Source organism: Dyella halodurans (assembly GCF_026283925.1).
Lineage (GTDB): Bacteria > Pseudomonadota > Gammaproteobacteria > Xanthomonadales > Rhodanobacteraceae > Dyella > Dyella halodurans.
On record NZ_JAPDPF010000001.1, the window covers coordinates 138,331 to 151,217 of the forward strand.

Annotated in this window: 11 protein-coding genes; 10 read left to right on the forward strand and 1 reads right to left on the reverse strand. The window is 64.5% G+C overall.

Going from position 1 to position 12,887, the window contains the following annotated elements; translation table 11 throughout:
* The first annotated feature begins 15 nt into the window (after positions 1 to 15).
* From ubiH to OUZ49_RS00620, 3 genes are read left to right on the forward strand one after another with little or no spacing between them, the layout of a single operon-like run.
* Positions 16 to 1,257, forward strand: a complete 1,242-nt coding sequence (gene ubiH / locus OUZ49_RS00610) for a 2-octaprenyl-6-methoxyphenyl hydroxylase (protein WP_266147952.1) — start codon at positions 16 to 18, stop codon at positions 1,255 to 1,257.
* Positions 1,254 to 2,471 carry a UbiH/UbiF/VisC/COQ6 family ubiquinone biosynthesis hydroxylase gene (locus tag OUZ49_RS00615; RefSeq protein WP_266147953.1) on the forward strand — a complete coding sequence of 406 codons (1,218 nt, stop codon included), beginning with the start codon at positions 1,254 to 1,256 and terminating at the stop codon, positions 2,469 to 2,471. The genes ubiH and OUZ49_RS00615 overlap by 4 nt, the downstream gene beginning before the upstream one ends.
* Positions 2,472 to 2,511: 40 nt before the next feature.
* Complete coding sequence (locus OUZ49_RS00620; RefSeq protein ID WP_266147954.1) at positions 2,512 to 3,300, forward strand: dienelactone hydrolase family protein; 789 nt, start codon at positions 2,512 to 2,514, stop codon at positions 3,298 to 3,300.
* 55 nt (positions 3,301 to 3,355) lie between these two features.
* On the opposite strand, the gene OUZ49_RS00625 is transcribed toward OUZ49_RS00620, so the two are convergent.
* On the reverse strand, positions 3,356 to 4,357 hold the full coding sequence (locus tag OUZ49_RS00625; protein WP_266147955.1) for a polyprenyl synthetase family protein: 1,002 nt from the start codon (positions 4,355 to 4,357) through the stop codon (positions 3,356 to 3,358).
* Positions 4,358 to 4,493: 136 nt separating this feature from the next.
* Between OUZ49_RS00625 and OUZ49_RS00630 the strand changes: the two genes are divergently transcribed.
* The 7 genes from OUZ49_RS00630 (at position 4,494) to OUZ49_RS00660 (ending at position 12,884) form a co-directional block, all read left to right on the forward strand.
* Positions 4,494 to 5,714, forward strand: a complete 1,221-nt coding sequence (locus tag OUZ49_RS00630; RefSeq protein WP_266147956.1) for an MFS transporter — start codon at positions 4,494 to 4,496, stop codon at positions 5,712 to 5,714.
* Between the two features lie 115 nt (positions 5,715 to 5,829).
* Positions 5,830 to 6,801: a DedA family protein/thiosulfate sulfurtransferase GlpE gene (locus OUZ49_RS00635; protein ID WP_266147957.1), complete on the forward strand. Its 972-nt coding sequence runs from the start codon at positions 5,830 to 5,832 to the stop codon at positions 6,799 to 6,801.
* 267 nt (positions 6,802 to 7,068) lie between these two features.
* Positions 7,069 to 7,161 carry a K(+)-transporting ATPase subunit F gene (gene kdpF, locus OUZ49_RS00640; RefSeq protein ID WP_243047848.1) on the forward strand — a complete coding sequence of 31 codons (93 nt, stop codon included), beginning with the start codon at positions 7,069 to 7,071 and terminating at the stop codon, positions 7,159 to 7,161.
* Positions 7,158 to 8,960, forward strand: coding sequence for a potassium-transporting ATPase subunit KdpA (kdpA, locus tag OUZ49_RS00645; RefSeq protein ID WP_266147959.1), 1,803 nt, complete (start codon positions 7,158 to 7,160; stop codon positions 8,958 to 8,960). Before kdpF ends, kdpA begins: the two co-directional genes overlap by 4 nt.
* 20 nt (positions 8,961 to 8,980) lie before the next feature.
* Positions 8,981 to 11,062, forward strand: coding sequence for a potassium-transporting ATPase subunit KdpB (kdpB, locus tag OUZ49_RS00650; RefSeq protein WP_266147960.1), 2,082 nt, complete (start codon positions 8,981 to 8,983; stop codon positions 11,060 to 11,062).
* Positions 11,063 to 11,079: 17 nt separating this feature from the next.
* Positions 11,080 to 11,289 (forward strand): hypothetical protein, encoded by a 210-nt coding sequence (locus OUZ49_RS00655; RefSeq protein WP_266147961.1) that lies wholly within the window; start codon positions 11,080 to 11,082, stop codon positions 11,287 to 11,289.
* Between the two features lie 92 nt (positions 11,290 to 11,381).
* The gene (locus OUZ49_RS00660; RefSeq protein WP_266147963.1) at positions 11,382 to 12,884 is read left to right on the forward strand and encodes an outer membrane beta-barrel protein; all 1,503 of its coding nucleotides are present in this window, start codon (positions 11,382 to 11,384) and stop codon (positions 12,882 to 12,884) included.
* Positions 12,885 to 12,887 lie beyond the last annotated feature (3 nt).

Sequence of the window (12,887 nt, forward strand, 5' to 3'; positions counted from 1 at the left end):
GTATCATCCCCCGCCATGATTACCTCAACTGATCACGTCGCCCCTGTGACTTCCGCTCAGCAGCCGGTCCTTATCATTGGTGGGGGCCTGGTCGGCGCCAGCCTGGCCATTGCGCTCGATGCAGCCGGTATCGACGCCGTCATGGTCGAGGCCGCCGCGCCACGCGTCGGCGAACAGCCCAGCTACGACGAACGCAATCTTGCATTGGCCCGGGCGACCGTCAACGGCCTCGCCGCGATCGGCGTATGGCCGCATGCAACGGCCCAGGCGACCCCGATTCATCACATCCACGTCACGCGCGCCGGCGAATTCGGCAGTGTCCAGCTGGATGCCGCGAAACATGCGGTCGACGCCTTGGGCTGGACCTTGCCCGCACGCGAACTCGGCGCGGCCTTGCTGCGGCGTCTGGACGAGTGCCGACGCCTGCGGCGGCTGGCGCCGGCCCGGCTGGAGGCGTTGGAGCCGCTGGCCCAGGGGTGGCGGGCGCGTATCCGCACGGCCGAAGGCTTGCTGGACATCGATACACCGCTGCTGGTCGGCGCGGACGGCACGACCTCGTTCGTGCGCGATCAGGTCGGCATCGGCGCGGAACGACACGACTACCAGCAGACGCTGTTCGTCTGCACGATCACGCCGGAGCGCGACCACGCCAACCGCGCGTACGAGCGTTTCGCGGACCACGGCCCGATCGCACTGCTGCCGCTGACGGAACGCCGTTGCGGCCTGGTGCTTACCGTTCCACGGACCGAGGCTGATGCCGTTGCCGCGCTTGACGATGAGGGCTTTGTCGCCCTGGCCCAGCAGCGCTTTGGCTGGCGGCTGGGCCGCCTGAGTCGGCCGGGCAAACGACATGCTTATCCCATCCAGCGCGTGGCAGCCAGCGCCCTGGTCGCGCCAAGGGCGGTGCTGGTAGGCAATGCAGCCCAGACCATTCATCCGATTGGCGCGCAAGGCTTCAATCTGGGCCTGCGCGATGCGCTGACCCTGGCGGAAATGGTGGCCGGCGTTGCCGATCCCGGGACTCAGGACCTGTTGGAGCGCTATGCTGCCCGCCGCGCGGCTGATCGCGAAGGCACCATGGCGATGAGCCATGGCCTGGTGCAACTGGCTTGTCTGCCGCAACCTTGGTTGGGGCCGTTGCGCTCCATGGCCATGCTGGCGTTCGATCGCCTGCCGCCGGTGCAGCGATTGCTGGCCCGGCGCGGCATGGGGTTTCGCAGCGATCCGCCCCGTGCGGTACTGGAGCGACTGCCATGAGCGGCCCCAGCCTGACGCGAGGTGAGTCTGCACGCCGGCGTGGACCCGCCTTGGATGTGGCGGTCGTGGGCGGCGGCATGGTGGGTGCTGCTGCCGCGCTGGCACTGGCGCGTGCCGGCTTTGCTACGGCCTTGCTCGAAGCCCGCGCCCCTTCGCCATGGTCGGTCCAGGGCGAAGTGGATTTGCGCGTGGTTGGCCTGGCGCCTTCGTCGGTGGCGCTGCTCGACGAACTCGACGTATGGCCGTCCATCCGCGACGCGCGCGCGAGCCCCTATGCGCATATGCATGTATGGGATGCGGCGACAGGCGCCGCGATCCATTTCGACGCGGCCGCTGAAGGGCGCGATCTGCTCGGCTACATCGTCGAGAACAGCCTGGTGCAGTGGCAGTTGTGGCAGGCGCTGGAGCATGCCGGCGTGCGCCGGCTGTGCCCTGCGCAGGTGGATCGCTTCGACGTGCTGGAGGACCGCGTTCAATTGGAACTCGGCTCTGGCGAGGCCTTGTCCGCGCGCTTGCTGGTCGCCGCTGACGGCGCCGGTTCGCCGCTGCGCACACTGGCCGGCATCGAGACGCAGGGGCGCGACTATGCCCAGCGCGGCGTGGTGGCCCACGTCACCACCGAGCGCGCTCACGAAGGCACCGCGTGGCAGCGTTTCCTGGTCACAGGTCCGCTGGCGCTACTGCCGTTGGCGGATGGGCGCAGCTCCATCGTGTGGTCGCTGCCTGAGGCCGAGGCGCAGCGCGTGATGGCGCTGGACGATCAGGCCTTTCTTGATGAACTCGGCGTCGCCAGCGACTTCCGTCTGGGGCGCGTGATGGGCAGCACGCCACGCGCCGCATTCCCGCTCAAGTTGCAGTTGGCGAAGAGTTACCAGGCCGAACGCTTCGTTCTGTTGGGCGATGCGGCGCATGCGGTGCACCCGCTGGCCGGGCAGGGGGTGAATCTGGGGCTGCGCGATGTGGCCGAATTGCGCGACACCCTGTTGGCTGCGCGCGACGATGGCCGTGACTTCGCCGCCAGCCATGTACTGCGCGGTTATGCGCGGCGTAGGTGCAGCGCCGACACCCTCGATGCGCTGGGCTTCGACGCGCTGGCGCGTATCTACAGTTGGCAGTCGCCGCCCCTGGTGGCTGCGCGCGGCCTGGGTGTGCGCCTGCTCGATCGGCTGTCCCCCATCAAACGTCGGTTGGCGGAACACGCGGCTGGCCTTTGAATCAGAGCATTCTTGAACCCTGCAACGAGGAGTGATCGTCATGCGTATTGCCCGACTTTGTTGTGCGCTGTTGTTGTCCGGCTTTGCCTTCGCCGCCCAGGCCAAGATGGTGCACAAGCCGGTGGAATGGACGCAGGACGGTACGCATTTTCATAGCGTGCTCGTCTACGACGACGCCGTGTCCGCCAAGCGTCCGGGCCTGGTAATGGTGCCTAACTGGTATGGCGTGAACGATCTGGCGGTGAAGAAGGCCGAGGGCATCGCCGGCAAGGACTACGTGATCCTGGTGACCGACATGTACGGCGAGCAGGTCCGACCGACCAACGACGATCAGGCGATGGCGGCAGTGAAGGTGCTGTACGGCGATCGCGCCTTGATGCGCAAGCGCGTCAACCTCGCGCTGGACCAGCTGAAGACGCAGGCCAAGGACGCGCCCATCGATCTTTCGAAGCTGGCGGCGATCGGCTTCTGTTTCGGTGGCTCGGCCGTGCTCGACCTGGCGCGCAGCGGCGCCGATATTGCTGCGGTGGTGTCGTTCCACGGTGGCTTGCAAACCGATGACCCGGCCCTGGCGAAGCAGATCAAGGCGCGCGTGCTGGTGATGAACGGCGCCGACGACAAGGGCACCATGCCCGATGCGGACAAGTTCATGGACGAGATGCGCGGCAGCAAGGCCGACTGGCAGTTCGTGGTGCTGGGCAACGCGGTGCATTGCTTTACGGAAACCGATCAGCACAAGCCCGGCTGTGCCTACGACGAACGGGCGGCTCAACGCAGCTATCGCATGATGCAGGACTGGCTGCACGGTGCGTTTACCGGTACGCCGTGAGCCTTGACCGCTCGCGTGCACCTCGCTCGAGGTGCACGCGACGGCGTCGACGGGATCAGTAGTCGCGCTGTACCGAGTAGTCGGCCAGTGCAGCCAACGCGTCGCGCCAGGGCGATTCGGGCAGCTCGCTCAGCGCATGTCGGGCCGCGTTGGCATGTGCCACGGCGCGCTCGTGCGTGCGCTCCAGGGCGCCGGAATCGCGAATGGCGCCAATGATCCGATCGAGCGAATCGAGGCCGCCGTGCTCGATGGCATGGCGCAGCGACAGCGTCTGCTCGGCATCGGCGCTCTGCAAGGCGTAGATCAGCGGCAGGGTGGGCTTGCCCTCGGCCAGGTCGTCGCCGACGTTCTTGCCCATGGTGCCGGCATCCGAAACGTAGTCGAGCAGGTCGTCGGCAATCTGGAAGGCATAGCCCAGCTCCATGCCATAGCGCCGGAGCGCACTGATCTGACGCTCGGGCAGGCCGCCCAGCAAGCCGCCGAGTTCGGTGGCGGCGGCGAACAGCACGGCCGTCTTGCGTTCGATCACGGCCAGGTAGGAGGCCTCATCGACGTCGGCATTGCCGATGTTGAGCAGCTGCAGCACCTCGCCCTCGGCGATGGTGTTGGTGGTGTCGGCCAGGATGCGCATGATGCGCATATTGTCCAGCTCGACCATCAGCTGGAACGAGCGCGAGTACAGGAAGTCGCCGACCAGCACGCTGGCCGCGTTACCCCACAGCGCATTGGCGGTCTTGCGGCCACGGCGCAGGTCCGACTCGTCCACCACGTCGTCGTGCAGCAGGGTGGAGGTGTGGATGAACTCGATCACCGCCGCCAGCTTGATGTGCTGATCGCCGTGGTAGCCGGCCGCGCCAGCCGCCAGGACGTGCAGCATCGGTCGCAAGCGCTTGCCGCCACTCGCAATAATGTGATCCGCGATCTGGTTGATCAGCACCACGCCAGAGGACAGGCGGGCCCGGATCAAGGTGTCGACGCGCTGCATATCACCGGCAGCGAGCGCTCGTACGGCGGCATAATCGGCGGAGCGGCGGGTGTCGGTGGAAGTCGTTGTCATGAGTAGGTCAAGGCTTGTATCCGCCGATTATAAGGATATGGCGGCGCAAGAATGCGCCGCGACACGCGACCACAGTTTGACGGATGGGTCGAAACGTATAATGACGGGATGGCCCGTCCTTACAAGATCCCCTTCGGTGAGCAAACTCTCCCCTCTTGAGCGGCGCAGCGCGCTGACCCTCGCCTGCGTGATCAGCCTGCGCTTGTTTGGCCTGTTCCTGATCATGCCGGTGTTTTCGCTTTATGCGAAACAGATGCCGGACGCCACCCCGTGGCTGATCGGACTGGCCCTGGGGGTTTACGGCCTGGGCCAGGTGCTGCTGCAGATCCCGCTGGGCCTGCTGTCCGATCGGATCGGGCGCAAGCCCGCGATTACCATCGGATTGCTGGTGTTCACGGCGGGAGGTCTGTTGGCGGCGTCTTCACATAGCCTGGTCGGTATCGTCATCGGGCGGGCCTTGCAGGGCATGGGGGCGGTGGCCGGGGCGGGTACGGCGCTGGCCGCGGACCTGACGCGTCAGGAGAACCGCAGCAAGGTGATGGGCATCATCGGCGTCTCGATCGGCGTGGCCTTCCTGCTGGCATTGATCCTGGGGCCGCCACTGGAGGCGGTTGCTGGCCTTGCCGGGCTGTTTGCCGCCACGTCCATGCTGGCGCTGGCCGCCCTGGTCCTGCTGTGGTTGATCGTCCCGACGCCGGAGCGGCAGCAGGCGCCGGCCGCCGCGGCATTTGGCAGCGTGCTGTCAATGTTGCGTGATGGCCGCATGCTGGTCCTCAACGGATCGGTGTTTTTCCTGCACATGCTGCTCACGGCCAGCTTCGTCGGCTTGCCCCTGCTGTTGGCGGACCGCCTGCACCTGCCGGTGAGCCGTCATTGGGAGCTTTACCTGCCGGTGATGGTGATCGCCGCCCTGGTGATGGGCGCCTGCCTGCACCGTATGCGCGACGTGGCGCAGAGCCTGCGCATCGTGGCGGTATGCGTGGTGGCCATTGGCCTGGGCTTGCTGGGGTTTGCCTGGTCCGGGGACCATCTCTTCGCGCTGGGCGTGGCGGCAGCCGTGTTCTTCTCGGCCTTCAACCTGTTGGAGGCGGCCCTGCCGAGCCTGGTCTCCCAACTGGCACCCGCCCATTTGCGCGGGGCGGCCATGGGCGCCTATTCCACCAGTCAGTTCCTGGGTGCCTTTGTCGGCGGCGCGGTCGGCGGGGTGGCGCTTGGGCAAGTCGGTGCCGGTGGGGTGTTCATCTGCGCGGCCACGATGACCCTGATATGGCTGCCGCTGGTGCTGATCGGCGGACGTCGCATGGCCAAGGTGGACGCCCGCGTGGCAGGGGCGCTGCAGGCGTCGGCGGGGGCCTGACGTCGCCTCGGGTGTGAGCGCAAAATGGATTGCGTTTGGACCCGGTCGCCCCAATGATCGGGAAACTGCAGCGCCCATACCGGCCGGGTCTTTGGCCGGGCGAGGTTTCCCGCCCATGGCTCATCACATTGTCGAGCTGATCGCGCAATACGGCTTGTTGCTGGTTTTCATCAACGTGCTCATCGAGCAGGCAGGCGCGCCACTGCCTGCCGTGCCGACCATGATCGTCGCCGGTGCCCTGGCTGCCGCCGACAAGCTGCCGTTGGCCGGGGTCTTGGGTGTGGCCGTGCTGGCCTGTCTGCTGGCTGACTTTGCCTGGTATGCGGCGGGCCGTTATTACGGTGGCGGCGTGATGCGTACGCTGTGCCGCATCTCCTTGTCGCCCGATTCCTGTGTGAAGCAGTCGGAGCTGCGCTTCCAGCGCTGGCGTGGCGGCATGTTGCTGCTCGCCAAGTTCGTGCCCGGTCTTTCCACGGTGGCGCCGCCGCTGGTGGGGGCGATGGGCCTGCGGCCGGCGGCGTTTACGCTGTTCGATGGACTGGGCTCGCTGCTTTGGGTCGGCGTGGCGGTCAGCCTGGGCTATGTATTCGCCAGCCAGATCGACGACGTGCTTCAAGCCATGGCCAATGCCGGCAGCATCGCCTTGATGTTGCTGGGCTGCCTGTTGGCGCTCTACATCACCGTCAAATGGTGGCAGCGCCACCGCTTGTTGCGGACATTGCGCATGGCGCGCATCACGGTGGAAGAACTCAATGACGCGATTACGGCAGGCCTGACACCGGCGGTGGTCGATGTGCGCTCAACCGCTGCGCGGCTGGTGGATACGCGGGTGATTCCGGGCGCGTTGCTGGCCGACGTCAACAGCGTCGACCGCATTGTCCAGGCCGTGCCCGTCGATAGCGAACTGGTGATTTATTGCAGCTGCCCGAACGAGGCTTCCGCCGCGATGGTGGCGAAGGCGCTGATGGCGCACGGCTACACCCGCGTGCGCCCCTTGCTGGGTGGCCTGGATGCCTGGGACCACGCCGGGCTCCCGATCCAGCACCTGGTCGTGGTCGACGATACGGTGATGACCACCACGGCCTGAGCGGCAAATTTTTACGCGTTCTATACGCCCCCGGGGTCATTCGCTACCCCTTTCTTATGCGCCAGTTCCGACAATTCGCACCGTTGATTAATACGGTGAGTCGGTACCCATGGACGCCATCTATCTGCTGTTTTCGTTCGTGCTGTTTGCGGCAGCACTCGGCTTTCTGCTGATCTGCGACCGCTTGGGTCGACGCCCCTGATTGCCGCCCGTCGCCAGCGCGGCGACGGTTTCCCTGGCTCACGCTTCCTCTGCGGGAGATCTCCCATGAACGTCATCTATATCGTGGCCGCCGTCATCGCGGTGGCCCTGACGGGCTATTTGTGCGTAGCCCTGCTCAAGCCGGAGTGGTTTGAATGACTACCTTCGATTTCTTCCAGGTCGTGCTCTACCTGGCCGTGCTGTTGGTGCTGATCAAGCCGGTAGGCAGCTATATGGCGCTGGCGTTTGCCGAGACGCCCAATCGTGTCACGCGATTCGGCGGTGGGGTGGAGCGACTGCTCTACCGGATTGCCGGCGTGCGCGCCGACGAGCAGATGGGCTGGCGGCGTTATGCGATCGCCATGTTGCTGTTCAATATGGTCGGCATGCTGGCCGTGTACGCGTTGCAGCGTGCGCAACAATGGCTGCCGCTGAACCCGCAGCACTTCGCGGCGGTGACGCCCGATTCGGCAATCAATACGGCCATCAGCTTCATCACGAACACCAACTGGCAGGGCTACGGTGGCGAAAACACCATGAGCTACCTGACCCAGATGCTCGGCCTGGCGGTGCAGAACTTTCTTTCCGCAGCGACCGGTATCGCCGTGCTGCTGGCGGTCGTGCGCGGTTTCACCCGCCGGAGCGCCGACAGCGTCGGCAACTTCTGGGTGGACATGACGCGCAGCACGCTCTACGTGCTGGTGCCGTTTTCGCTGCTGATGTCCTTGCTGCTGGTATCGCAGGGCGTGGTGCAGAACTTTTCGGCCTACGTCGACGTGCCGGTGGCACAGGTCACCAGCATGACCGAGACCGTCAAGGATGCCGCTGGCAATCCGTTGAAGGATGCGGCCGGCCACGACGTCACCCACGAATCGAAAGTGACGACGCAGACCTTGCCGATGGGCCCGGCCGCTTCGCAGATCGCGATCAAGCAGCTGGGCACCAATGGCGGCGGCTTCTTCAACACGAATTCGGCACATCCGTACGAGAACCCGACGCCGTTCAGCAATTTCCTGGAGATGCTGGCGATCTTCCTGATCCCCGGCGGTCTCTGTTACACCTTCGGCAGCATGGTGGGCGACCGGCGGCAGGGCTGGGCGATCCTCGCCACCATGCTGCTGATCTTCATACCGTTGGCCTACTGTGCCATTGGCGCAGAACAGGCGGGCAACCCGGCCTTGCATGGCCTGGCGGTGGATCAGCACGCCTCTGCGCTGCAAGCCGGAGGCAACATGGAAGGCAAGGAAACGCGCTTTGGCATCGCCGCCAGCGGCCTGTTCGCCACCATCACCACGGCGGCTTCGTGCGGCGCGGTGAACGCCATGCACGACTCGATGACGCCGCTCGGTGGCCTGGTGCCGATGTGGCTGATCCAGCTCGGCGAAGTCGTGTTCGGTGGCGTCGGCTCAGGTCTCTACGGCATGCTCGCCTTTGCGGTCGTGGCGGTGTTCATTGCCGGACTGATGGTGGGCCGCACGCCGGAATACCTCGGCAAGAAGATCGAGGCGCACGAGATGAAGATGGCCAGCCTCGCCGTACTGGTGCCGTGTGCGCTGGTGGTGATCTGCACAGCCATCGCGGTGATGACGCCGGCGGGCGTGGCTGGGGTGTCCAATCCTGGTGCGCACGGCTTCAGCCAGATGCTTTACGCCGTCTCCTCGGCCTCCAACAACAACGGCAGTGCGTTTGGCGGTCTCTCGGCCAACACGCCGTTCTGGAACGTGCTGTTGAGCGTGTGCATGTATCTGTCGCGCTTCCTGTTGGCGATCGCGATGTTGGCCATGGCCGGTTCGCTGGCGGCCAAGCGCCACGTGCCAGCCTCGGCCGGCACCTTGCCCACCCATACGCCGCTGTTCGTCACCTTGCTTGCCTGCGTGGTGATCGTAGTTGGCGCGCTGACTTTCCTACCGGCGCTCGCGCTGGGACCGATTGCCGAATTCCTGATGTCGGTCCGCTGAAGACCACGGGACACTGATCCATGACGACGACACATACTCACGTTCACACAGTGCGGACGTTCGATCGCGCACTGATCCTCAAGGCCGTGGCGGACTCGTTCCGCAAACTGTCGCCGCGGTTGCAGTTCCGCAATCCGGTGATGTTCGTGGTGTTCGTGTGCAGCGTGCTGACCACCTTGTTGTGGGTGCAGGCGCTGACCGGACACGGCGAGGCGCCCACCAGCTTCATCTTCTGGGTCACCATCTGGTTGTGGTTCACCCTGCTGTTCGCAAACTTCGCCGAAGCCCTCGCCGAAGGTCGTGGCAAGGCACAGGCGGCGGCGCTGCGCAGTTCGCGCAAGGACGTCATAGCGAAGCGCTTGAGTAGCCCCCATCGTGAAGCATCGGTGACGTTCACGCCGTCATCCGAGCTGCGCATCGGTCATCTTGTGCTGGTGGAAGCCGGCGAACAAATGCCGGGTGATGGCGAGGTGGTGGTCGGTGCGGCGAGCGTGGACGAGAGTGCGATCACCGGTGAATCCGCGCCGGTCATCCGCGAATCGGGTGGCGACCGCAGTGCGGTCACCGGCGGCACGCGCGTGCTTTCGGACTGGCTGGTGGTGCGCATCACGGCGAACCCGGGCGAAAGCTTCCTCGATCGCATGATCGCCATGGTGGAAGGCGCCTCGCGGCGCAAGACGCCGAATGAAATCGCGCTGACCATCCTGCTGGCGAAGTTCACCCTGATCTTCCTGCTGGCCTGCGCCACGCTGCTGCCGTATTCGATCTACAGCGCGCAGGCGGCGGGTTCGGGTAGGCCGATCACCATCACCGTGCTGGTGGCGCTGCTGGTCTGTTTGATTCCCACCACCATCGGTGCGCTGCTGTCGGCGATCGGCATTGCCGGCATGGATCGCATGATTCGCGCCAACGTCATTGCCACCTCCGGTCGTGCGGTCGAAGCAGCGGGCGACGTCGATGTGCTGCTGCTCGACAAGACCGGCACCATCACCCTGGGCAATCGCCAGGCGGTCGCCTTCCTGCCCGCCCCGGGCGTGGAGGAGAGCATCCTCGCCGATGCTGCCCAACTCGCGTCACTGGCCGACGAAACGCCGGAAGGCCGCAGCATCGTGGTGCTCGCCAAGGAGCGTTTCGGTTTGCGCGAACGCCAGCTGGAAGAGGGTCATGCGGAGTTCGTGCCGTTCACCGCACAGACGCGCATGAGTGGCGTGAACATCGGCGAGCGCGTTATCCGCAAGGGTGCGCTCGACGCCGTGGAGCGCTACCTGGAAGCGAACGGCAGCCATCTGCCGCCGCTGGTCAAGCATATGGCCGAAGATATCGCTCGTCGTGGCGCCACGCCGCTGATCGTGACCGAAGGCTCCACGGCGCTGGGTGTGATCGAGCTGAAGGACATCGTGAAGGGCGGCATCCGCGAGCGTTTTGCCGAGATGCGCCGGATGGGTATCAAGACGGTGATGATTACCGGCGACAACCCGCTCACCGCTGCTGCGATTGCTGCCGAAGCTGGTGTTGACGATTTCCTTGCCGAAGCCACGCCGGAGGCGAAGCTCAAGCTGATCCGCAAGATTCAGGCCGAGAATCGACTGGTAGCGATGTGCGGTGACGGCACCAATGACGCGCCAGCGCTGGCCCAGGCCGACGTTGCCGTGGCCATGAATACCGGCACGCAGGCGGCCAAGGAAGCCGGCAACATGGTCGACCTGGATTCCAACCCGACCAAGTTGATCGAAGTCGTGGAGATCGGCAAGCAGATGCTGATCACGCGCGGCTCGCTCACCACCTTCTCCATCTCCAACGACATCGCCAAATACTTCGCCATCATTCCGGCGGCGTTTGCCACCACTTATCCGGCATTGAATGCGCTCAATGTGATGAAGCTGGCCACGCCGCAGAGTGCGATTCTGTCGGCCGTGATCTTCAACGCGCTGATCATCATCTTCCTGATTCCGCTGGCGCTGAAGGGCGTAAAGTACCGGGCACTGGGTGCGGGCGCTTTGCTCCGCCGCAACCTGCTCGTCTACGGTCTCGGCGGTATCGCGGTGCCGTTCATCGGCATCAAGCTGATCGACATGCTGCTGGTCCTGTGCGGACTGGCCTGAAGCGAGAGGTTTAGATCATGCAGACACTTAAGCTTTCTGTTTCGCTGCCCGACGACACGCACCCGGACATGGAGCTGCGCCTGTCCACCGATGATTCCACCTGTGATGTGGTGATCGCGTTGCCGTCGACTTCGGCGCGGACGGTCAAGGTAGAGCGGAAGAATGATGACCAGGCGCCCAGCAGCGCTCAGGACGATTACGTGCTCGGCGGCTACGCCGGCATTTGAAGTCGATGCCGGAAGGCATCGACGCTCCACGGCACCACACAACCCCACAAGAAAAGGACGGTCCTTCCCCGGGCCGAATGTCAGGAACACCTATGGTTTCGAAGAAAATGCTGTCGAAGACAACGCTTTCGTTTGCGGTTCTGCTTGCGCTTGCGCCCGCTGGCCAAGTGCTTGCGTCCACGACTGACGTTTCACCCGCTGCTGCCATTGCCGACGTCGACCATGTGGCGCCCTCGGCGCCGGTAGCGGGTAGCGCCGATTGTTCAAGCGGTTTCTTCTCGCGCCTGGCGTCGGCTTACCGCGAGGACGCCCAGCCGGCCGACCCCAATGCGCCCGCGCCCGCGCGTCGCGCCATGGACGCACCGCTCAATTCGCCGCCGTTTCCCAGCTCGGAATGGCAGCTCGGTGGCGTGGCTGCGCCGATCGGCGTGCCCAACGCATACGGTCAGTATCCGCTGCAGAAGGCGCTCTCCTGCACCAAGCTGGGCAACTGGATGGAACGCAACAAGATCGAAATCAACGGTTGGATCAATCCATCCGCCAACGTGAGCTCGTCCAGCTTCACTAACTTTCCGCTCTCGTACGCGACGCGTCCGAATCGCGTGGAGTTCGACCAGCTGGTGCTCAACATCACTCGCGTGGAAGACACGGTCCAGACCGACCACGTCGACTGGGGCTTCAACATTTCCACGCTGTACGGCTACGACTACCACTACACCATCACGAAGGGCGTGTTCAGCAACCAGCTTCTGAACAATCCCAGGGCGAACAGCGCGCTGCAGGGCAATACCTACGGCGTCGATCCGATGCTGTTCTATGGTGACATCTACATCCCCTGGGTGGCCGAGGGTATGGTCGTTCGCATCGGTCGCTGGTTGTCGCTGCCGGATATCGAGGCACAGTTCGCACCCCAGAACTACCTGGTCACGCATTCGATCCTGTACACGGTCGATCCGTATACCCAGACCGGCGTAATGACCACGACCAAGCTCAACAGCCAGTGGACGTTTCAGATCGGCATCAACGCTTCCAACGACACGGCGCCGTGGAACGGTTCGGCACGTCCCTCGCTGCAGACCTGTGTGCGCTGGGTGTCGGCGGACAACAACGACATGCTTTACCCCTGCGTGAACAATTGGAACAAGTCGGACTACAACTACAACAACGTGCAAATGTACGTGATGACCTGGGGTCACCGCTTCAACAACAGCGTGCATATGCAGACCGAGGCCTATCGCATGTACGGCCGCAATATTCCGGGCTTTGGACCGTACGGCACGCCGGGTGTGGCAGGGTCTTCCCCGCTGGCAGGTACGGCTGGCGCATTCGGCATCGTCAACTACCTCAACTTCGAGTTGAACTCGAGCAACATGATGTCGTTCCGCAACGAGTACTACGACGACGAGAAGGGGCAGCGCACGGGCTTCGCGACGCGCTACAGCAGTCATACGTTGGGCCTCACGCATTGGGTCTCCCAGGATCTGGAGATCCGCCCGGAATTGCGCTACGAGCACTCGTACGACGTGAATGCCTACGACGCGGGCAAGAAGAATTACCAGGTCGTCGGCTTGATCGACGCGATCCTTCACTACTGAGGT